At 58.3% G+C, this 22,643-nt stretch carries 18 protein-coding genes and 1 pseudogene; 8 read left to right on the plus strand and 11 right to left on the minus strand.

Translation table 11 applies throughout. The annotated features are described in order from the left end of the window. Positions 1-5 precede the first annotated feature (5 nt). Positions 6-953, minus strand: a complete 948-nt coding sequence (locus tag QIY50_25845) for a LysR family transcriptional regulator (protein ID WGV20621.1) — start codon at positions 951-953, stop codon at positions 6-8. A 101-nt stretch (positions 954-1,054) separates the two neighbouring features. On the opposite strand from QIY50_25845, the gene QIY50_25850 reads away from it, so the two are divergent. Next, entirely contained in the window at positions 1,055-2,368 is a 1,314-nt protein-coding gene (locus QIY50_25850) for an L-fuconate dehydratase (GenBank protein ID WGV20622.1), read from the plus strand. Positions 2,369-2,434: 66 nt separating this feature from the next. After that, positions 2,435-3,745 (plus strand): MFS transporter, encoded by a 1,311-nt coding sequence (locus QIY50_25855; protein WGV20623.1) that lies wholly within the window; start codon positions 2,435-2,437, stop codon positions 3,743-3,745. 199 nt (positions 3,746-3,944) lie between these two features. Here QIY50_25855 and QIY50_25860 read toward each other — a convergent pair whose 3' ends face one another. The 3 genes from QIY50_25860 to QIY50_25870 form a co-directional block, all read right to left on the minus strand. Then, a complete protein-coding gene (locus tag QIY50_25860) occupies positions 3,945-5,300 on the minus strand; it encodes an aminotransferase class I/II-fold pyridoxal phosphate-dependent enzyme (protein ID WGV20624.1) in 1,356 nt (451 codons plus the stop codon). Continuing rightward, the gene (locus QIY50_25865; GenBank protein ID WGV20625.1) at positions 5,300-6,685 is read right to left on the minus strand and encodes a hypothetical protein; all 1,386 of its coding nucleotides are present in this window, start codon (positions 6,683-6,685) and stop codon (positions 5,300-5,302) included. The genes QIY50_25860 and QIY50_25865 overlap by 1 nt, the downstream gene beginning before the upstream one ends. 514 nt (positions 6,686-7,199) lie before the next feature. Further along, positions 7,200-8,222 (minus strand): zinc-dependent alcohol dehydrogenase family protein, encoded by a 1,023-nt coding sequence (locus QIY50_25870; protein ID WGV20626.1) that lies wholly within the window; start codon positions 8,220-8,222, stop codon positions 7,200-7,202. A gap of 206 nt (positions 8,223-8,428) precedes the next feature. On the opposite strand from QIY50_25870, the gene QIY50_25875 reads away from it, so the two are divergent. The 4 genes from QIY50_25875 to QIY50_25890 all read left to right on the plus strand — a co-directional run bounded on the left by QIY50_25875 (position 8,429) and on the right by QIY50_25890 (position 15,518). After that, positions 8,429-9,343, plus strand: a complete 915-nt coding sequence (locus QIY50_25875; GenBank protein ID WGV20627.1) for a LysR family transcriptional regulator — start codon at positions 8,429-8,431, stop codon at positions 9,341-9,343. 373 nt (positions 9,344-9,716) lie between these two features. Beyond that, the gene (locus tag QIY50_25880; protein WGV20628.1) at positions 9,717-10,277 is read left to right on the plus strand and encodes a hypothetical protein; all 561 of its coding nucleotides are present in this window, start codon (positions 9,717-9,719) and stop codon (positions 10,275-10,277) included. A 489-nt stretch (positions 10,278-10,766) separates the two neighbouring features. Continuing rightward, a complete protein-coding gene (locus QIY50_25885; GenBank protein WGV20629.1) occupies positions 10,767-11,162 on the plus strand; it encodes a helix-turn-helix transcriptional regulator in 396 nt (131 codons plus the stop codon). Between the two features lie 279 nt (positions 11,163-11,441). Next, a complete protein-coding gene (locus QIY50_25890) occupies positions 11,442-15,518 on the plus strand; it encodes a P-loop NTPase fold protein (GenBank protein WGV20630.1) in 4,077 nt (1,358 codons plus the stop codon). A gap of 71 nt (positions 15,519-15,589) precedes the next feature. Here the strand turns inward: QIY50_25890 and QIY50_25895 are convergent, their stop codons facing one another. The 6 genes from QIY50_25895 to QIY50_25920 form a co-directional block, all read right to left on the minus strand. Next, entirely contained in the window at positions 15,590-16,015 is a 426-nt protein-coding gene (locus tag QIY50_25895) for an RES domain-containing protein (protein WGV20631.1), read from the minus strand. Between the two features lie 73 nt (positions 16,016-16,088). Then, the gene (locus QIY50_25900) at positions 16,089-16,904 is read right to left on the minus strand and encodes an RES domain-containing protein (protein WGV20632.1); all 816 of its coding nucleotides are present in this window, start codon (positions 16,902-16,904) and stop codon (positions 16,089-16,091) included. Between the two features lie 202 nt (positions 16,905-17,106). Further along, positions 17,107-17,568, minus strand: coding sequence for a hypothetical protein (locus tag QIY50_25905; protein ID WGV20633.1), 462 nt, complete (start codon positions 17,566-17,568; stop codon positions 17,107-17,109). Between the two features lie 32 nt (positions 17,569-17,600). Further along, a complete protein-coding gene (locus QIY50_25910; protein ID WGV20634.1) occupies positions 17,601-18,194 on the minus strand; it encodes a hypothetical protein in 594 nt (197 codons plus the stop codon). 379 nt (positions 18,195-18,573) lie between these two features. Beyond that, positions 18,574-19,188, minus strand: coding sequence for a hypothetical protein (locus QIY50_25915; protein WGV20635.1), 615 nt, complete (start codon positions 19,186-19,188; stop codon positions 18,574-18,576). Positions 19,189-19,200: 12 nt separating this feature from the next. Beyond that, complete coding sequence (locus QIY50_25920; protein WGV20636.1) at positions 19,201-19,557, minus strand: hypothetical protein; 357 nt, start codon at positions 19,555-19,557, stop codon at positions 19,201-19,203. Positions 19,558-20,000: 443 nt separating this feature from the next. On the opposite strand from QIY50_25920, the gene QIY50_25925 reads away from it, so the two are divergent. Continuing rightward, positions 20,001-20,657 (plus strand): hypothetical protein, encoded by a 657-nt coding sequence (locus QIY50_25925; protein WGV20637.1) that lies wholly within the window; start codon positions 20,001-20,003, stop codon positions 20,655-20,657. Next, on the plus strand, positions 20,654-21,868 hold the full coding sequence (locus QIY50_25930; protein WGV20638.1) for an XRE family transcriptional regulator: 1,215 nt from the start codon (positions 20,654-20,656) through the stop codon (positions 21,866-21,868). Before QIY50_25925 ends, QIY50_25930 begins: the two co-directional genes overlap by 4 nt. A 433-nt stretch (positions 21,869-22,301) precedes the next feature. On the opposite strand, the pseudogene QIY50_25935 reads toward QIY50_25930, so the two are convergent. Further along, positions 22,302-22,553: pseudogene (locus tag QIY50_25935) on the minus strand (transposase). Between the last annotated feature and the right edge of the window lie 90 nt (positions 22,554-22,643).

A 22,643-nucleotide genomic window follows, 5' to 3' on the forward strand; every position in this document is an offset into this window, starting at 1 on the left:
CAGGGTTATTGCGCCCGCAGGTAGTGCAGCAAGGTGTCCAGAGCCACCGAGTTGGGCCGCGAGCGCAGGGTCAGCACGCCAAGGTTGGCCATGGCCAGCGGCAGCGCCACCGGCAGGATGGCGACCATGCCATAGCGGGCATAATGCTTGGCCACATCATCGGGCACCACCGCAATCATGTCGGAGGCTTCGAGCATGGCAGTGGTAGCCAGGATCGAGGCAGTTTCGACGATATCCAGCGACTGCACCATGCCACCGGCTTGCAACGCGCTTTCGACACGGCGGCGCATCGGGCTGCCGATGGGGTGCAGGATCCAGGTAAGCGCCACCAGGTCGGCCAGTTGCAGCCCGGCAGCATTGGCCAGCGGGTGGCCGGCGCGGGCGATGACGCGCATCTGCTCACCGCCTTCGAACAGTTCGATGTTCAGGTCCTGGCTGTCGCTCTGGTCCGGCAGGCGCCCCACCACCATGTCGAAGTCGCCACGCAGCAAGGCCGGCAGCAAGGTGTCGCTGGTACCGACTTCCAGGGAAATGCGCACCTTGGGGTGAGCGCGCTTATAGGCCAGTACCGCCTTGGTCAGCACGCCCGGCACCGGGCCCATGACACTGCCCACCCGCACCAGCCCCAGGGCCCCGCGCGCCAGCTCGGCAATCTGCGCCTGGGCATGCTCGAACTCATGCAGCGCGTTCTGCGCATAGCGGATCATCACTTCGCCATACAGCGTCGCTTGCATGCCCCGTGGCAAACGCTCGAACAGGCGTACGCCCAGGCGCTCCTCAAGTTGCTGTAGCAACAGGCTGGCTGCCGGTTGCGTGGTGTGCATCGCCGCGGCAGCACGGCGCAGGTTACCGAACTCGCCCAAGGCGTTGAGCAACGTAATCTGCCGGCTGGAGATCTTCAATGCCCCGAGGCTGGCGGGCGCCTGGACGCTGTCGGATGGCAAACGAGACATATCGAATCCGGTATCGCTGGTTAAGAATTGGCGATTATGCCTGTATCGCTCGACAACCTACAGTCAGGTCTTCCAGTGCCTGAACAGAACAAGAGCCGACCATGAGCATACGTATTACCCACCTGAGCGTTCGCGACATTCGTTTCCCCACTTCGCTGTCGCTGGATGGCTCCGACGCCATGAACAGCGCTCCCGACTATTCGGCCGCCTACGTGGTGCTGCACACCGACGTCGAAGCCCTCGAAGGCCACGGCCTGACCTTCACCATCGGCCGTGGCAACGAGATTTGCGCAGCAGCGGTGCAATCGCTGGCGCCGCTGATCGTTGGTCTCACCCTGGAGGAAATCACTGCCGACATGGGTGGCTTCTGGCACCGCTTCACGGTAAGCGACAGCCAGTTGCGCTGGCTGGGCCCGGAAAAAGGCGTGATCCACCTGGCCACCGCCGCCATCATCAATGCCGTGTGGGACCTGTGGGCCAAGCACGAGGGCAAGCCGGTGTGGAAGCTGCTGGCCGACATGACACCCGAGCAGCTGGTGCGCTGCCTGGACTTCAGCTACGTCACCGATGTGCTCACCCCCGAAGAAGCCATCGCCCTGCTGCGCCGCCAGGCACCGGGCAAAGCCCAGCGCGAAGCGCAGATGTTGCGCGAAGGCTACCCCGGCTACACCACGGCGCCAGGCTGGCTGGGCTACAGCGAAGAAAAGATGCGCAAGCTGGCCCGCGAGGCTGTGGAGGATGGCTGGACCCATATCAAGCAGAAGATCGGAGCGGACCTTGAAGAAGACATTCGCCGTGCCAGCATCCTGCGCGACGAAATTGGCTGGGAGCGCACCCTGATGATGGATGCCAACCAGGTATGGGGCGTCGAGGAATCGATCGCCAACATGCGCCGCCTGGCCGCCTTCGAGCCACTGTGGATCGAAGAACCGACCAGCCCGGACGACATCCTCGGCCACGCCACCATCCGCCAGCGAATCGCGCCGATTGGCGTGGCCACCGGTGAACATTGCCACAACCGGGTCATGTTCAAGCAGATGTTCCAGGCCGGCGCGCTGGACTTCTGCCAGCTGGACGCGGCTCGCCTGGGCGGCCTGAACGAAGTGCTGATCGTGCTGCTGATGGCAGCCAGGTACGACGTGCCGGTGTGCCCGCACGGCGGCGGTGTCGGCCTGTGCGAGTATGTGCAGAACATTGCCCTGTTCGACTACATCGCGGTGTCGGCCTCGCTGCACAACCGAGTGCTGGAGTACGTCGACCACCTGCACGAGCATTTCATCGACCCGGTGGTGATCCGCCGCGGGCGCTACATGCCGCCGCAACGCCCGGGCTACAGCATCGAAATGCATGCCGAGACCCTGGAACGCTACCAGTACCCCAACGGCGCAGTGTGGCTCGACATCAGCCGCTCCTGACTCACCTACCTGGGTGTGCCGCCTTTGCGCGGCGCGCCACCAGTACTTTTCATGGGGAAAAAAACAATGACAATCCTCACCGGTACTGCAGCGGCCCCCGCCCCTGCCGCCACCACCGAACAGCGCCTGAACGGCCTGCTGCTGCGCAAATTGATGCCACTGCTCATCGTTGTCTACGTGATGAGCTTCCTCGACCGGACCAACATTGCCCTGGCCAAGGCCAGCATGGGTATCGACCTCGGCCTGTCGGCGGCGGCCTATGGCTTGGGCGCCGGCCTGTTCTTTCTCACCTACGCCTTGGCCGAAGTCCCCAGCAACCTGATCATGCATCGGGTGGGCGCACGTTTCTGGATCACCCGCATCATGATCACCTGGGGCCTGCTCTCGGCGGGTATGGCCTTCGTCCAGGGCGAAACCTCGTTCTACATCATGCGCCTGTTGCTCGGGGTGGCCGAAGCGGGCCTGTTCCCTGGCGTGATGCTGTACCTGACCTACTGGTTCGACCGTGAACAGCGTGCCCGCGCCACGGGTTACTTCCTGCTGGGCGTGTGCCTGGCCAATATCCTCAGCGGCCCGCTGGGGGGCGCCCTGCTGGAAATGGACGGTGTGCTGGGCTGGCACGGCTGGCAATGGCTGTTCGTGCTCGAAGGCCTGCCCGCCGTGGCGCTGGCCTATACGGTGTGGAAGAAACTGCCTGACGGGCCGGCCTCGGCCCCCTGGCTATCGGCCGCCGACGCCGAGGACATCGAGCGCCGCCTGGCCGCCGAACGGGCCGCCGCACCGCAGCAGAGCAAGCTGGGGCAGATGCTCCGCGACCGGCAGATCTGGCTGGCAATCGTGGTGTACTTCGTGCACCAGATTACCATCTACACGGTGATTTTCTTCCTGCCGGGCATCATCACTACCTATGGCGCGCTGTCGCCTTTCCAGGTCGGCCTGCTGACCGCGGTACCGTGGATTGCCGCCGCCATCGGCGCCGCCACCTTCCCGCGCCTGGCCACCTCGCCACACCGGTGCCGCACCCTGCTCTTCTGCGGCCTGCTGACCATGGCGGCCGGGCTGCTGCTGGCGTCGCTGGCCAACTCGTTCATCGGCCTGATCGGGTTTTCACTGACCGCCCTGATGCTGTTCGTGGTGCAGTCAATCATTTTCGTCTTCCCCTCCAGCCGCCTGTGCGGCAGTGCCTTGGCGGCCGGGTTGGCCTTTGTCACCACCTGCGGCCTGTTTGGCGGTTTCGTCGGGCCATCGGTGATGGGCCTGATCGAGCAGACCACCGGCAGTACCCGTAATGGCTTGTGGATCATTGCCGCGTTGCTGGTGGTGGCCGCGCTGGTCAGTACCCGCTTGCGGCAGGGGCAGGAGCAAGCGAATCGCTGACAGGAGGCACGCATGGAACAACACACGAATCATTGATTCAGTGGGGCCTGTGGGAGCGGGCGTGCCCGCGAACACCGGCGAAGCCGGTGCCATGCACCGTGTTGTACGCTTCGCGGGCACGCCCGCTCCCACAGGGTATGCGACACACGCTTGAGCATTGCTCCCTGCGCGACAGCGCAGCCCAAGCAACCCCGGCGGCTCAAGGTGCAACTCCGACGGGCCGGCCGCAGCGCAGTTCCAGTGCCTGGGCCAGGCGATTTACCGCCTGTTGAAGTTCCTCCGGCTGCTCACCCAGCCATACCAACGCCAAGTACTGCTGGTAGCGCCCCTGCAGGCTGAACTGTTCACCCGGCAGTGCATGCAGTGCTGACCCAGCCAGTGCTTCAGCAATACCCGCCCATTGCAGCGGCTGGTGAAAGCGCACCCACAGTGTCCGTCCACCCTCCGGCACTTCCAACGCAACCCGCTGGCCGAACTGCTGCTGCAGCGCACGCGCCAGGCATTGCATGCGCTTTTGCAGGTCTGTGCGCAACCGCACCAGTTGCGCCTCGATCTCACCTTTGCCCAGCATGTGCGCCAGCGCTTGCAGGCGCAGCGGCGCAAGCCGAAATGCACGCTCAGCGAACGCCCTGGCCAGCAACGCATCATGGCCCAACAGGTAGGCATAGGGCGCCTCGCACCCCACTGCTGCATCGAACGCCCCCATCACCAATAGCCAGCGCGGGTCGACCCAGTCGCGCAGGCGTGTATTTGGCGGCCCGCTGTAACAGTGCTCACTGTCCATGTCGTTTTCCAGCAACCATACAGGATGCTGGCCAAGCAACTGGCCAAGCTGCTGCTGGTAATGCCGTGACACCAGCCGGCCCTGCGGCATGCCAAGGCACGACGGCATGACCACCATGCACACCGGCTCACTGCCCAGCAGCCGGGCCAGGGCGCGCACATCGGGGTTGCCGCGGGAATCCAGTGGCACCTCCAGCACACGCATGCCGGCACGTGCCAATGCGCGCAACACCTGCCAGCAACAGGGCGAGTGCACCACCACGGTTCCCCCTTGCAGGTCCAGCGCCGCCAGTAACGTCTCCAGCAACGCCTGCACATCCGGGGCGAGTTGAACGTCCTCGGCACGCCAATACTGGTTGGAGGAACGGGTATAGCGCTCGGCGACGGCATTGCGCAGACGGGCGCTGCCAGGCGTGTCCCACGGGGCAACACCCTGCGAGCGCTGACGTGCAAGGCGCCGTTCGTGGGTGAACAGGGCCCGCTCCAGCATCGGCTGTGCCGGCAAGGGTGCCTGACGGGGCATGGCCACAGCATCCCCCTTGGCAGCGCCCTGTACGAAATAGCCCGACCTCGGCAGGCACTGCACACGGCCCTCTTCCTCCAACAGGCTGTAGGCGCTCTGCACGGTGGCCAATGACACCCTCAGCCGCCGGGACAACGCGCGCAACGAGGGTAAACGGCATGTGGCGCTGCCTGGTGCCTGGTCGATCAAGGCTTCCAGGTAGCGATAGACCTTGCGATAGGCGAATTCGCCAGGACCAGATGGCTCCATCAAGGCAGCCCTGCATGACCACGCCGCCGATCCGACGCCTGCCGTGGCAGCAACCGCAGCTGTATATCGCGACGGGCCAGGTGGCTCATCAGGCGCCAGGCGCTTAGCGGCAGGCGCCCGTCATAGATCATTCGCAGTTGGCTCAGCGGCAGACCACTGGTGTTCACCAACCAGTTCTTGACTGCATCAGGGCAGGGTTTACCCTGCAAGGCCCGATGCAGGTAAGGTAGCGCCACCAGCATGTCGGCATGCCGGCATTGCAGAAAGCGCTCGAGGTTTTTCCCCTGCCTCGCGAATGGGCTGAACAGCAGACACACCTGTTGGATCTGGGTGATGCCGTAGGCCTTGCCGAACTGCAACTGATACACATCACGCCGCTTGATGCCCTCCGGCTGACCTGCCAGCCGCAATGCCGGGCGACTGGCCTGTGGCGCCAGACTACGTGCGTGCAGTTCGTGCAATTGCGCCGCGGCCAACGGTTCTACGAACGCGGCCAATGGCAAGGCATCCTGGGCAGCCTCGAAGCAACAACCGAGCATGGCGTCGAGCTGCTGCTCTTCGAGCAACGGCGGTAGCAAGTCATCAATGGTAATTACCCGCACCGGCGTACCCTGCACCACAGCCGCCGATATCGCCCCCGCCATGGGGGGCACCGGAACCCCGACGCTACCGTTCAGCCGACTCAGCCCGTGGGCCAGCGCCGCCAGGCATTGATGCACGACATGCGGACCACCCTCCCCTGCAAGGCGCAGACTGCGTCGGGCCCAGGCCAGGTACCGGCGCCGCTGGCGCGCGGGGATGGCGGTGATCAATACATCCGCCGGTGCCTGTGCCTGCAGCGCGGAACCCAGGGCACCCGCCAGTTCCAGGTGCAGGCGGCTACCGAGCAGTGCTTCGGGCCTGGCGTCGACCAGATGACCGAATACCAGCATGGCGTCCTTCGCCAACAGCCAGCGCTCGGGCGCGGCAGCGGGGTGCCGACTGAACGGCACCACTTCACGCCCCTCGACCATCTGCAACTGTACCCGCGGGTCATCCTGCATGAACAGCGCACTGAAGCTGCGCTCATGGCCTTCGAGTGTGACGCTGCCAGGCACGGGCAGGCTGACCACCAGCACCCTCAGCTGGAAGGTTACCGGCGCACGCAAGGCGATACTCAGTTGCGCGGCACGCAACATGGCCAGCAGCCGGGTGCTGTAGCGATCGTTGCCTTGCAGCACCAGCAAGCGAAAAGTGCCGATGTACTCGGGCCCGCCGGCAGCAACCAGCAGCCGTTGTATCAGCAACTGCAAGGAAGCCCGCTGCGCTTGTGACATATGGCTGAGCAAGCGCTCGAGTACTTGCTGGTAGATATAGTGCATTGCCTGGTCGTGAATAACAGTCACGTAATCACCTCATCAACTTCTTGCAGCCAGCGCACTGTGAACACAAGACCTTTGCGTCAACATGCCTTGAACTTGGCCAGCAGATATTCCCTACAACCAAATGGAAGTAATGACGTAACCAGTCACTGTCGCCATGCCATCGAGAAAAATGCGTCGCGGCGACGCCCTGTCGCTGCCCCATACCGCCCTGACCCGGGCATAGCCATGCTCATTCCACGCTCCTTGCGCGAACCATCATTGAGCCATTATCGAGGGATGCAAGGTGAATAGAAGATACAGATCAGGGTAAAAAAACCATTCAATCAAAGTGAAAAAACACATTGACCGCCTGGCAAAGAGAGTTCAATCAAAAAAATTTTCCTGAATATTTCCTCGAACCGCTGAGTGGTCGCGCTAAATGTAGTCCACTTCACTATTTATTGTAGGAACATTCTTCTTTTTGAGTATCAACCAAACCTTACCGGCAGAAAAAACCCGGGTCTCTGCCCGGGTTTTCCGATAATGCAAACAGCCATCAGTGTTTAGCCATGTCCAGCACCACACGTCCGCCACACGGGCATTGGTCCATGTAACGATGTGCCTCTACCACCTGCTCGAACGGATATACCTTGATGATTTGCGGTGTCAGCAACTGGTCGGCGGTGAACTGGTTGATGTCGCGCAGGGCGCGCTGCAGCGCCACCTGGTCCTGGCTGATGCCCAGCTCCGGCTTGCCGGTGAAGTTACCAATGCAATGCACATAGAACTGAATGTTCTTCTGAAACGCCGCACAGGCCGGGAACGGCGTCTGATTGCCGCCTTGCAGGCCATACAGCACCAGGCTGCCACGCGGTGCCAGCACATCGCCCAGCAGCGACATCTGCGGCCCGCCCATGCCATCAAGGACCATGTCCACGCCGCGGCCATCGGTGTACTTGCCAATCTGCAGCAGCAGGTCCTGCTCTTCGGTGACAATCACCTTGTCGGCGCCCAGGCCCAGCAGGTACTCCCGCTGCTCCGCCTCCTTGGTGGCGGCGAACACCTTCAGCCCCAGGGCCTTGCCCAGTTGCACGAAGGCAGGGCCCGCGCAGTGGCTGGCATCGGTAACCAGCGCGGTCTGCCCGGCCTTGGCCCGAGCCAGGTCGACGTAGGCGAAATAGGCGATCAGCAGCGGCGTATAATGCACGCTGGCCTCGATCGGGGTGAGCACATCCGGATAGCGGGTAATGGCCGTACGCGGCAGCACGATGACATCGCCATACACGGGGTGGTCGTTGGCACTGGTGGCCGGGAAGCTGGCAACCCGGTCGCCCACGGCAATATCTTCAACCCCTTCGCCGACCGCGGTCACCACCCCGGCCATCTCGTGCCCGATCCCCGCCGGCAGGCGTGCCTGGGACGGTGCCAGGTTCTGGCGCCAGAGCACGTCATACCAGCTGACGCCAACCGCCTCGACGCGAACCTGCACCTCGTCGGCAGCGGGTGACGGTTCGGCCTGCTCCTCGCAACGGAGCACATCGGCAGCGCCGAACTTGTGGAACCGGATCATGCGGGACATCGCATACCTCGCCTTTGTGAACCTCTAATTACCACTGACTTTATCCGGGCTTTGCCGGTTAGACCATCAGTGGCTATTAATAGTCGACATGCCTGTCATCGATTGGGCACCTGACTTTCCATGCGATTGGTCCCTTTAAACCCGTGCAGGGTACCAGCCTTTGGCCTTAAGATTCACCTCTGCCCACTTTAGGCGAAGCGCACCCGATGAATCGAAACGACCTGCGTCGTGTAGACCTCAACCTGCTGATCGTGTTCGAAACGCTGATGCACGAGCGCAGCGTGACCCGCGCCGCGGAAAAACTGTTCCTTGGCCAGCCCGCCATCAGCGCCGCCCTGTCGCGTCTGCGCAGCCTGTTCGACGACCCGCTGTTCGTGCGCACCGGTCGCAGCATGGAGCCTTCGGCCCGGGCCCACGAAATCTTCGCCCTGCTGTCCCCGGCGCTGGACTCGATTTCCACCGCTGTCAGCCGCGCCGCCGAATTCGACCCGGCCACCAGCAATGCGGTGTTCCGTATCGGCCTGTCGGACGACGCCGAATTTGCCCTGCTGCCGCAGTTGCTCAAGCGCATCCGCGCCGAAGCGCCAGGTATCGTCCTGGTGGTGCGCCGGGTCAATTACCTGCTGATGCCGACACTGCTGGCCTCGGGCGAGATCTCGGTAGGGGTCAGCTACACCAGTGAACTGCCAGCCAACGCCAAGCGCAAGGTGCTACGCCGCAGCATGCCGAAACTGCTGCGTGCCGACAGCGTGCCCGGCACTATCACCCTGGACGACTTCTGCGCCCGCCCGCACGCACTGGTTTCGTTTGCCGGGGACCTGTCGGGGTTCATCGACGAGGCGCTGGAGGCGATCGGCCGCAAGCGCCATGTAGTGCTGGCGGTGCCGCAGTTCAATGGGCTGGGGAGCTTGCTGGCGGGCACCGATATTGTCGCTACGGTGCCGGACTACACGGCGCAGGCGCTGACCGCAGCGGGTGGGTTGCGGGCCGAGGACCTGCCGCTGGAGGTGCGCAGTTTCGAACTGCATATGGCCTGGCGCGGGGCGCAGGACAATGACCCGGCAGAACGGTGGTTGCGGTCGCGGATACAGATGTTCTTTGGCGACTCTGAGAGTCTTTAGGCGCCGTCGGGCAGGCTGTTCAACTGATCACTTCTGTCTTTTCATGGACCGTGAAGCTCCATTCACTTCCAGTGGATTGCTACATTAGGGGCACATCTGAGGGTATGCTTTGGATGGTTTGAAAATGATGCCCCCAATGTAAGGTCCAACTGTAAAGGGCCGGCGCCATATCCACGGGAATGCGCGCAGACGCGCAATCTTGGAATGCCCGGCATCGCTCCCACGGGTTCATCTCCATGACGATGTCAGTCAACAGCAAACCGCAACAGGTACCGATGCCATTCCTGGCATTGGAGCCTATGCGCCTCAAAATCACCTGCACACAGTGCCAATGCAGGTATGGCGTGATTGACTCCGCCTACTTCTGCCCTGCGTGTGGTCACAACGCCGCAGACACCAGTTTGAGCAAAGTATCAGTGGGATCAAGAAGACTATTGAGCAACTGGATGTCGTCAAGTCAGCAATTCCCGACCGTGATGCAGCGGAGTACACCACTCGACTGCTCATCGAAAATTGCCTGCAGAATGCAGTGACCGCCTTCCAACGTGTGATGGAAGCACTCCATGGCTCGCTCAAGCTTGGACACCAAGTGAGGCGAAATGCTTTCCAGAATCTTGTTGAAGGTAGCCAGCTTTGGGCTGACACAATCGGCACCCGCTATGAGCAGCTCCTAACAATCGAGCGTCTTGAACGGCTGACAATCTTGTTCCAACAGCGCCATCTGCTGGCCCACACCCAGGGCATCGTCGACGAGGACTACGTAAAAAAGAGCGGGGACAGCCGTTATCGAGCGGGCCAGCGCATTGTGGTCAACAGTGATGATGTTTCGAAGATTGTCAGTATTCTTGAGCAACTGACCACAAGTGTGCGCAAGGCTATTGAATCGATTCCATCCCCCACTGCTAACGAGGCGGAGGGGAGCTCTCAGGGATAAACGTTCCAACCCGGCCCATTCATTTCTGAGATAGGTACAGCCTGAGGTGGTAGGCCACGAAGGCGTCACCCTTTGGATGCAAAACACACAGAACCGATCTAAGCCGATTCACGCAGGGACGCCTCACTTGCCTCAACGCTACTGCTGCACGCCGAAGCTCACTGGTGTACCCCGTCCACCTCAACACCACTGCCATCTCGTTCTCGGGAGCAGCTACGGTTGCCAGAGCACCTCGTCCTTGGGAAAAACACAAAGCGGTTTTCAACGGTCTACCTGGGTTATTCGTCACGCCGCCACCGCACTGAGTACAAATGTTCTCCTATCGGGTCTCGCAGGATATACTGTATGTATCAACAGTAAGTCAACCTGTCGCACCTCCCCCCATCCGGCTCGCCACATGGGGCTGCCGTTGATAGAGCGCAGATGACTCTAGCGCAGTGGGTTCAACGTGAAGGTCACTGAAGACACATACAGATGGAGGAACCGTCAATGTCACTTAAGTCGTCGTTCGCCACCGTACTCAAGACGCTTAGAAGCAAGCGAAACATCTCGCAGCGCAACTTCGGCGACACGAGTCGCACTTATCTGAGTAAGCTTGAAGGCGGTCACTGCAGCATTACGCCGGACAAGCTTGACCAACTCAGCCAACGGCTGGAGCTGAGTCCATTGACAATGTTGGCACTCACCTTGAGCCTGGAGTCTGGCAAACCTGCAGTCGAGCTCATTGATCACCTGCGGTTGGAGATTGAAGACCTGGAGAGCGATGGAGGTATCCCAGGACTGGAACAGGCAATGCGTGGTCTTTCTGCTCGTCTGCCTCACATAATCCAGCCCTCCCATGCTCCCCAGGCGCTGCCATCAGAGATCTGCTTTCCAGCGTCTTAAGCTACAGGGCACCATACTCGTGCCACGGGCGCCCTGTAAAAAACGCACATCGCTGTGATCCCCGCGATACCCTGGTGAATCTGCTGCCCCCCCTGCCACCCTGCGACAGCAGCATAAAGCCCATTTCAAGCATGGCGGGATCTGCTGCCCGCTCAATCTGGACAATTACACGCTCGTACTGCGTGCCTTGCATGGCACGCGTCCCTAGCCACCGCCCATCTAGGGCAAGTAAGCTCCAGAGCAGATAGCCAAATGCCATATTCTGCTAAGGAAGACAGGATGCTAGATACACGCCGCTCCATGCCTGCCGTGCTGGATCGCCACATCGAGAAAGAAGAGGATGACGCCTTCGGGCACCGGCACTACGCGCAGGCCCTCCGGAGCTTGATTGAAGATGAAGGTCATCAGCCACCATTCAGCATCGGCTTGCTAGGCGGCTGGGGCACCGGTAAGAGCTCCATCAAAGAGATGTATACGCACGCCTTGGCTGATGACACCTCGACAGCGGGTGGACGCCGCCCGCGCAGTCAGCGTTTCAAAAGCATCACGTTCAACGCTTGGAGATTTGGTGGCAAGGAACAAGACATCAAGCGCGCCCTCCTACGGCACGTGTTCCTGGAGCTGGGTGGCGATGAGAGCAAACTTCATGATGACCTCTACCGCAATGTGACCCACACAGAGACGGTCAACAAGGGTGTCGGTGAACTGACCAAGCAACACCTGATGAGCTGGGTTGCCCCTGTACCGGCGTTCCTGATCGCAGTGATCACCTATCTGCTCTTCGTAGCCGCAGGCTTGAAATGGCTACCGCTGGAGAATGCCATCGTCCAGTCGCTTTTCGTTGCTGCGGTCACTGGGATTTATGCTTACCTGATCAAGGTGATGAAACCGACGGCAGTCAGCCCCTTTAATACCGTCACTCGCGTCCATCTGCCCAGCGCCAGTGCTGAGCAGTATGAAGAGATGCTGTTGCAGCAGTTGCGCAAGTTCAAAGCGTCGAGAAGTAATGCGGTACCCTACGAGCGCCTCGTCATTTTCGTGGACGACCTCGACCGACTCTCAGCGGAAGAAATGGTCTTGGGCCTGGATGCCGTGCGTACATTCATGGAGATCCCGGTCAACAAGCTTCCGGACAACCTCGGCCTGGTATTCGTGATTTCATGCGATGAGGGCAAAGTTGCGGATGCGCTCTCGCGCCGACGCGGCAACCCTGAGCAACCAGGCTCAGTGTTCAACCCCACCGATGCTCGGCGTTACCTTGATCGCATTTTCCAGTTCAGGCTGGAGATTCCGCCTCCGCCGCGAAGCGACATGCGCCAATTCGCGCTTTCCAAGCTTAAGAACTTCCCAGACCTGGTGAAAGACATCTCCGATAGAGGCGCCTCGGTTGAACAGGTGGTGGATCGGATGATTCACATCAACGTCACCGATCCGCGTAATGCCCTTCAGATCGTAAACGCATTCACCCAGACTTGGTGGCTTGCAAAAGAACGCGAGCTTGGCGCCATTGGCAGTGAGCGACCTGGCGGCCTGCATGAGGGTGCCGTCACAAACTACCCGGTTGCGCTAGGGGCATTGAGTGCCGCACGTGTGAGCTTCCCGGGATTTTACCAAGACCTGCAAGGTGACCCGCAGCTGCTGGAGCGCCTCACGAACTTGATGGTCAGGCAGGCGCTGCTCGATGACGAGCCTCTCGAAACTCACCATGTACTTAAGCGCTATGTGACTCAAGAAGAGGGAGCGGAAAAAACCAGCGTGCTCGATGGGCAGCGCGATCTGCGTCAGTTCCTGGCCAGCCTGGTGGGCATTCAATGGCCGGGCTCGCTGCAGAGCCTGTTGTTGCTGTCCGAGGACTTCGCGACAAGACAATACGGCCCCCATGCTGCACGGATCTATGGCTACCTGGTCTCCGGAGACACACAGGGCTTCCTGGAGGCCCTTTCTCCTCGTGCCAACGAGTCCTTGAGCGATCAAGAGACTCAGCTGTTGCACGGCATGCTAAGCGAGCTGCATCGCACTGAAGACACGCTCAAGTTCAACGCGATGCGTGTTGTGGCCGACATCATTGATCGCTTGCCGCCGCGTACCCGCGATCTGGTACTGGGGATTCTGAGCAACGACATCGTGACCTCTGACAGTCTTCGCTCACTGCTTGGCGTAGAGAAGATCGGTCGGATCACCGCTATCTCGAATCCAACGGATCAAAAGCAGATAGCCTCGGTGTTGATCGACGAGCTGCTGACGCCTGACAAAGCCTGCACCATGCGCCTCCAGTCGGGTCAGATGCCCAATCTGGAAGAAACCATCATCATGGTTGAAGGCGCATCGCAGATAGTGCTCAGCGTGTTTTCCGCTCATGGTCTTGGGCCGGCAGCGAAAGACCGGCTCATGCAATGGCTGTCCAGACGCACAGTAAAAACAGGCTCTGGCTCAATCACTCTCCCGTTTAGCCACCTGCAACGCTGGATGGATGAGTTCGAGACGTCGTTGCTACCGGAGATCGGAACGGCGTACGTAAATCAGTTGATCACTGCGCTACACGGCCATGAAGAACCGCACGATGAAGACGATCTGATTGACGGGCTGGATATGCAGCAAACGACTGACAGGATCAACTCCGTCTGGGATCGCATGTCCAGCGAAGGTGATGAAAGCCGTGATGAGCTTTGGGAGCAGGTGACCAACCTTTCGAACATGAGCGCACCGCTCATCATCGGCTGCGTGATCCGAGCACTGGAGCAATACGTTCCTTACTCAGACGAAGAGCAGTTGCTGAAGTGCCTGGCTAGATTCAGCATCCGAGTAGCTGACCTCGATAACGAGACCATTGATTACCAACGCGCATTCCGGTTGATTGTGGATCTCGGTGCTGAGCGCAAACCGTACTTCAACGACGAATGGCGGGAGAGCTTTACCGATTTTGCGATCTCGTTGAGTACCACTGATGGCTATGCCGATGATGCTGCTGAGGTGCTACGCAAATTTGTGGTGGATCATCCGCGCAGCCTTGCGAGAGTGCTCGATCATTGGATCAGGAGACCCCTTAGCGCCATTCCTGGCGTATGCCGCAATCAGCTGTTTGAGGTATTCGGATCACTCTACGAGCACGACCAAACCTCGCTCGTCAATCAACTGACCACGCTCGTAAGCAGCCAAGAGCTGGATGATGCGCAAGGGGCGCTCTACACAGACGCAGCCACGCATATCCCCTTGCAATACTGGAGCGACAAACTGCTACGCCCTCATGTGGATGCGCTGATGTTGGCGGCCCCAAGCAAAATAGCCTCATGGGACAACGTGCTGCGACAGCTTGTCCCAGGCATTTCACTGGTGTTCATGCAGGCCACTCCGACAGTGTTGGGGCCAGCGCTGCAGAAATTGTTCAGTGGTGCCAAGGGACACAAGCATGCCTTCGAGAGTCTGCACAAGCACTTCTGCGGGCGTTGGCCAACGATTGAGCAGCTTCCCCACGGCTACTCTCCTCAAGCGCTCTTCAACGAAGCAAGGCAGCAGGCCTCATCATCACCAGGCATTGTCGGCAAATACACGCTAGCGTCCATGGAAAGCATGATCACCGGCGGTATCGTTCCATCGACACAAGGTGCTCAACTGGTGGACACAGCATGTGCCGTCTGGCAACAAAATCCCGCACAAGCCATCGACTCCCTGACATCCGGGCATGTAAGGCTCAGCAGCCCTCAGCTCACTACGCTGGCTGATGGTGTCGACTTCAACAAAGCAGTACAGGTTGAGATGCTTGAACGCGCCTGGACGGCGTTGATTCCCGAGTTGCCGGTGGACGAATACGTGAGCGCTGGCAAAGCAGTATTGCTGAAAGGCCCACGGGGCAATGTGAACGACCCTGATCTTGCCTTCTCCATCTGGTGCCGCGCGCTCAAAATCGAAGCATTCAACAACCTAAACTCCATGCTGTTGCACAGCGAGATCACTGATGAGCAACGCAAAAGGGTTTACGGTCACATTTTCCGCGCCTACATGGATGAGAAGGAGTCGAAGGAGCTGCCAGCACTGGCACTTCAACTGCTGAAGATTCCGGAGAGCCCTCTCACTTGGACAGCCGTCAATGAGCTGCGCTCTGAAATCAAAGATCGGCTGCCTAGTCATGAAGAGCGATTGGCATATGCACGTCTTCTGCTGCGTGAGATTCCGAATGCGGCTTCAGATACGGCCAAAGGACACATTGCTGCCTGGGCAAGAGCGTTCGGAACCGAAGCGCTGCTCAAGGAGCTTGATCCGGCACGGTTATCAGAAGCCGATCTGCAAATCATCAACACTGCTTTTGGCACAAGCAAGCCTATGGCTGGCCTGCTGAAGCGCTGGCTCAACCGGAACTGAAAAGCCGACAGCTCCAGATGGGCGGGCAACCTATGCCCGCCCTCGCCGTCGACTAGTGATCGATCAGGATCTCAAGGGTTGTAGCCCACAAGTTTTTCATCTGTATCAAAATCGACCCACTTGACCTGGTGAATTCGGATCTCCTCCCGATCCAGAGCCAGTGCAGGTTCGTAGCGAGGTACCGGAGGAATCTCATCCCACCAGCTCGGCTGATCCTCGCCCTTCTTCTTGGCCGCCCAGATCTGTGGACTGTAGTACTCACCCTCATCTACAGGTTGCCGAAGGGAGGCGAACTCAGCTTTGTACTTAGAGTCGGTATGGTGCACACCGGATGCCTTATTAAAGAGGATCACGTTGTGTCCAGGTGCGACATCATCACGCTTACCCAGCTGGATTGACGGGAAGTAGATGCCGTCCAAGTTGAGCGTAGGATGCATCGACAGGTAGTCGGCGATCGCCTGCGTAATCAAGTAGCCGTGATCCGCCAGATCCGGCATCACTGGTATCAACAACTGGTTTTTCAGGCTCGCTAGAAAAGCGGCTCGCTTCGCCTGCTCGACGCGTTGGGGGTCAAAGTAGCTGATGCCGACTATCAGGACGCGTTTTGTTCAACGCCCCCAAATTGAGCAACCGCAGTGGGCGAGTCACCTGGAACGCGGCGGTTACCACATAGCTTCCAACAGGTGGTCGAACCTCAGCAATGGCGGTTCTGTCGTTTGTAGCGCCATAAAACACTGAGACGCCTTTGGCATTCATCCGTCCTGCGGCCCCTACTCCCGACGGAGGTGGCCCTAAGAAACGCTCAGGATGGAGCAATGCTTCCTCAACACTGCTATCAGAGGAAAACACTCTCGCCCGTTTAAAGGTATGCAGGGGTTGGCCAGGGCCGATCGTGAATATGGCTGAGCGTGATCCGCGAAGGTGCAATTGATCGACCTTGCCAAAGACCTGCTCAAGAACACGCGTGACAGCTGGGTTCACGAACCGTGCTTCCTCGCGGAGGCTACGCTCCATCTCCCTCCACTCATACGTCATGTCGATGCTCGCTGAAGCGCCCTCTCTGAAGTACGGATCCTCATCTCTCCAGCCGTCCCAAAGGACTTCACCGATATCGTTTATCAGCTCATCCGAACAGCCAAGTACACGGTGAAGCACGTCCGTCCAGTGCTCCCCGATCGGCGCGTGGTTGTGGAGGTAAACCGAACGCGGCTGTTCGACGACCTCAAACGAAGAAAGCGCAGACTCCCGACACTGCTCGATGAGCGCCTCAAGCGGCACGACACCACTCTCCTTCTGACAGTAGCTACACTCGTCGGTATCATCGAAGTCCAAGTAGTCTTGGAGATAGCGTTCAACAACGCATTCTGAGCATACAAATTTCAACATACTGCCTCCCTTGGCCTTAAGCACACTTGGGCCCCAAATCTGCGATACTACTGGATCACGCTATTAAAGACTGCTCATCAATTTTCGTCGTTTACCGCGCACGGGCTAGGCAACAGCCCATTGCTACAACCTTAAGTGCTTGGTAAGCAGCGGTCATGGCAGTGACTACTCTAACTGTTCGACCACTCTAGAATGAGTCCACCTATGTCTGCTTCAAAGGCATCCGCTTAACCATCTTGCTGTTCATCGTCAAACAGGCTCCCGACTCGGAAGCCCATCTAGACAGATCTGTGCCCTCTAAAGATTTTGGGCACAGCAACGTAACACCACCCAAAGTAAAAAGCACAAGCCCTTCTACTACCGGATAATTCCTTTTCGTAACAACGTTCCCCCAGCTCCTATCAAAATCTTCTGCAGCATAGGTTTCCTTCAACATATAAGGAAACACCCGCACATCCTTAATACCTGCTAGAACTGCCGCCTGATCGACCGCAGCGGGCACAGCTGACGGCACAATAACGAGCGTACCAATTATCAGAGCCACAACACCAAAAAATGCGTTGCGCACCCGAACAAAGGTCTCACCCCTTGACACATAGAATGCGATAGCGGGAACAAAACCAAGGATGGTAATAAATATCGAAATAAAAACAGCCTTACTCACACCGCCTTGACTGTAAAACAACGAAGGCGTGCTCAAAAAACAGCTAGCATTGGAAAAGTGGCAGCGATCGCTGCCACCCAGGTAGCCATAGCCAAAGCAGACATGTGCTTCAGGTGGATAACCCCAAAGCAATGGACAGCCTTATCACCTGAAATAGCCTTATCGAGCAGAACAGTGAACTTGGGAATGAAAAACAATACAAGCATACCTATCACCACCCATACAGCGGAGTCGACAAACACAGGGACTACACTTGTATTATGAGTCAGCAAGGTCGAGCAAACTGTCGCGACAACGCCAGCAAGCGTGGGGATAAGCAGATAGCCCGCCATCGCACGCTGGACGTCCGGTGTTTTTTTGAACAGATTGACGGCAACTGCGTATGAAGCCGTAGTTAAGAGAAGAAGCAGCAGATAAAAAATCAGCAACAGACTTGACACAACGACCCAAGGCCATACCTCCGAAGGTGCCGCCAAAGCCTTACCTATCAATTCGGGCGATCCAATTTCATGCAAATAGGCAAAAATAACGACGAAAGCTGCAAGCGCCCCCACAGCTGTCACTGTAGCGCTTGCTGACACCAGACTCCCCAACGCCCTCCAAACATTAATACCTTGAAGACTCATGGGAACTCCGCTTTTTAAATCCGACATTACTAAATTCACCTCCATTCAATTAATTTCCACCACGCGCCCAAAAAAACCAATGAAAACCACCTCTCACAAGTTCATTGGGCGCACGGTAAAGAGACCGATCCGATACGACGGATTGACATGGGTAGCTACGCCCTATCCCTTAGATGGAAATAACTTTGTAGCAGTCCGAACACAAATGTACTCCTCACTGCTAGCCAACTGCGACGCTCACAAATTCTCGATATTCCCCGAACCGCTCAAGACCTGCACACCACGCTAGAATGAGATCGCTTCCCCACCTCACGTGGTGATGAGTACCCGTTCGCCCTGCACCGTGACTAACCCCACCTCCGTGCGGATATCAAGATACTCATAGATCGCACGGACTTTGCTCACGAAAGGCTGCGTCGCCACTGAGCAGAACATTGGTGAATATCGCCGTAGACGCATGCGCCGCATCGCTGATTGACGCGATGTGACGGTTTTCCTTGTCTAGCCGGCTATCAGGGTTGTACCCAATGACGTTGAGGACGTTATAGATGCTAGTCACTTTCTCGAACCGGTAGAGCTCGCGACCATGGATCGGACTGGCTGAAATGCCGAGGAAGTTTTCGATCGTGAACCCTCTGTCCTTGTAGCCGTCAAGGTTCTGGTAACGTGCCCAGATTTTCTTGATGACATTGGGCGCTTCAATGTTGTTCAGTTGCACGGGCCCCGCCCCAACTGCTTCACGGTACCCCTGGATACCAGATTTCGCACCCGATTCATCGATGTGCTTGGTCATCTCCTGCGCCGACAGTTGCGTGGCCTTTTCGTACGCCCTCTGGGTGATCTCAATATACTGATCGGCTGCAGCGACCAGTTCCGGATGTGTGTCCGCCAAGGCTGCCGCTCCGTCAGCGACCATCTTCATCAACCCTTTGAATGCCTCCGTTTGTTCGGCGGCGATGTCCTCAAAACTGTTGTCTTTGCGTCCACCGAACATCTTCAGAGTGGTCTAATGAGCTGAGGCAAGCATCTGATCGAAGAATGGTGCAGTAGCGACGTACTGCTCAAAGGCAGCCACGGGAGGCGTTGAGGCGAGAAACATCTGCCCTGTCGGCTGGAACGCGCTATCAACGTCATGCTTGAGGATCATGGCATTGAACCTGGACAGAACCTCCAAGAACTTGTCAGGCTGCCCACTGCGTTTTATCTCCCGCAGGGTATGGTCGGAATATACGATCTGAAAGTCTTTGGAGAACTGGGTGAAAAACGCCGGATCTCTCTGCTTAACGGCCAGATCGATTACATTTTGATCAAAGTAGACCGTGGGTCTACCGTTGTACATAGGCCATTCTTGCTGCTCATCCATACCCTTACCCCTCATCCTTTATTAGCGCGTCTGCCGCGCAACCCTAGCCGTAGACCTCATTGGGAGGAAGACCAAGCCTTCCAGTCAGTCATTCATATCATGAAAAACCGTCGTGGTTATGGATGACGCGGAGGGTCGTTAGACACCTCATAAATAAAGCGATTGCAAATGGTCACCGGCAAGCCGCACAGCGGGCCAGCGCACAAAGCCCAGCGCACGTCCTTCATAACCCACCCGCAAACCACTCGACGAGCGCTCAATTTCGCATCAGCAACATACCCACAATGACGATTGTGAACGCAACAACGCTGAAGCTACTGCCCCACGCCCTTGCTTGGAGCTCTGAATCAGCCTCTAAAATTCACAAATATCGATTCCTCACTATTCAAGCGAAATTTTTTAGAGGTATAATCCCGTCATTCGAAACCCGAGAACCTCCATTCATGACCAAAACCCGCCAACCCACCATTCCCGAGCTGTTGATTCACCATGTCCCTCGCAACCTTGCCATGGGTATCGAGGACGCATTTGAAGCAGGTGCGCTCCGCGCGTACCTGGATACGAAAGACATGGACGACAACCACCGGAAGAATGCGCTGGGACAGATGCGGGCCTTCCGCATGAACGAGTCCTTTGAAGAGACGTTGCGTGCCGCCGACGCAGTCCATACGCCCCTCAAGGGTAACGGAGTCGTCTTGGGCCACGCCGGCATCTTCAAGTTCGGTCGGGTGAACATGTGCTCCACGTTGTGGAACAACATCCGACGGGGTGCTATCCGACGGCAGCTTGCAGAGGCAAACCAGGCCATGACGCAGCTGGTTCAGCCATCACTTTTTGCGCCGGAACCTATCACCTCCGGTACGTTCTTTTTCGTAGCGTGCTTCAGCGGCTCACTGACCCAACTGCCCGAAGCGCCTCTGGAAATTCACATCGCGGTGCCAGATGCGAAAATGAAGGGTTGGCTTTTCCGAGAGCCTTTGAGTAAGTTCCTCGCTCGTTACGATGAAGCATCTGAGCAAATCGACAAGGCGAAGCCGAAACTCAAAACAGGCGTGCTCGAAACGGGCCTACCCGAAACAGGAAAACATACAGAATCATGAGTCGTGGAATCACAGGGTTTGAGTCGGGGCGGCTGGTACAAGCGCTCGCGGCTCGCGGCCTTTCTCAAGTCGCACTTGCAAGCATGGTGGGGGTCTCCCCTGCCACGATTAGCAAGTGGAAAAGCGGGCAGCAGTGTCCCGAGGCCGAAGCCTTGGCCAATCTCTCCAAAGTCATCAATGTTACCCCGGAGTGGTTCACCCGCCCTTTACCTGAGAAGTGCTCCCTTCCCTTGTTCCGAAGCAATGCCTCGGCGCATGCCAGCGCACGAACAATGCTCGAAGCACGCCTTGAATGGGCGCAGGACATCGCAATTGCGCTGGGTGAGTTCGTGGACTTTCCCGATGTGAACCTGCCCAAGCGTACCTTCAAGGATCCTGAGCAGATCACCAATGCCGATATCGAAGAAGCTGCCGATGAATGTCGCGAGCTTTGGGGCCTGGGTCGACGTGCAATACCTGACCTGGCAATGGCGGTTGAAGGCGCCGGCGTTATCTTGGTGCGCGAGGAAACCGGCGTTGCAACCATCGAGGGGCTGTCGGCATGGAGTGAGGTGTTGAACCGCCCACTCGTGCTGCTTTCCGCTGACAAGCAAAACGGCTTCCGCAGTCGCTTCGACTTAGCTCATGAGCTCGGCCATCTGATCTTGCACAAAGGAATTGAGCGGTCGACTGACCCTGTTCGTCACAAAATGATGGAAGACCAGGCGCACCGTTTTGCGGGTGCTTTCCTGCTGCCTGCAGAGACGTTCGCCGCCGAAGTCAGGAGCCCAGTTACCCTCGACAGCCTATTGTTGCTCAAGCAACGCTGGGGCGTTTCTGTGGCTGCCATGGTCATGCGCCTCTGGGCATTGAAGGTGATCGATGATGATGCAAAGGGTCTGCTTTTCAAGCGTCGCTCAGCTCGCTGGGGCGTCAAAGCGGAACCAGGTGATGAAGGTCGCGCACCTGAACAACCTCGCCTCCTCAAACGCACCATCGAGCTGCTGGCCTCCTCAGGCGTTTTGCCTGTGAACGGCGTCGCTGCCTACATCGGGTTAGCAGCAACGGATATCGAGATGCTGACAGGCTTGCCCAACCGCTACCTCAGTGGCATTGCTGAAGTGGTGCACTTGGCCAAGCTTAAGAGTAACAGTACCTCCGTGACTCCCGTGACTGTTGTTCACAACGCACCAGACGCAGGGATAGTGGTTCCGTTCAATCGCGGCAAATGATTGCTCACGGAGGCCAGTCTTGGCCTCCGCTGTTCAACCCCCTCAGGCGCTGATGTGGCATGTAGCTTGGCAAATACTGCCCAAGCGCCGCTGGCCTCATCTCATGCACTCCTGCCGGTCTGACTAACCCAGAGCCATCTGTTCGGCTTGGCATATCATCCCTTAGCCCCAAGCCAATGCCGCGATTATCCAGAACCTCGTAACCTACATTGATCAGATAGGGTGAACAGAAATGGGACGCAAGTGGCTCACTCAAGTGCGACGGACTAGATAACAGCATCTCTTCTTTGCGAGAAAATGGAGGGCTGCTGCTGGTGGACTGGCCTGTGATCCCATCCAGCGCAGCGATCTAACTTCATCCTACGCCTCCATCGGTCGCCGCATTTCTCAGTCCGGCCTACGCAGCCCACATGGGGGTTGCGATAACCTCCAAAGTGATCTCGTACAGCGCCTCTTCCATGGCTGGGTCGCTCAACGAGAACCAGCTTTGCAGCAGGTCGATGCACAGCATGATTTCCAGTGGATACGGCTTGCGACCACCGCCGGCCTTTGGGTAATGCGGCTCGATCAATGCCAGCAAACCGCTCCACGGTACCACCTGCTCCATCTCGGCCAGGAAACGCTCGCGACGGGTTTGCTTGCGCTGACCGGCGTACTCGCAATCGGAAAAGCTCATCTGACTCATGGGATGGGGAGCTTGTAGAGGGCTGTTGGACGGAGGGCTATTTCAGCACAGGTCAGACGGCCTGTGCTGACCTGATCGGAGAATCCCTTG

This window comes from Pseudomonas putida (assembly GCA_029953615.1).
Lineage (GTDB): Bacteria > Pseudomonadota > Gammaproteobacteria > Pseudomonadales > Pseudomonadaceae > Aquipseudomonas.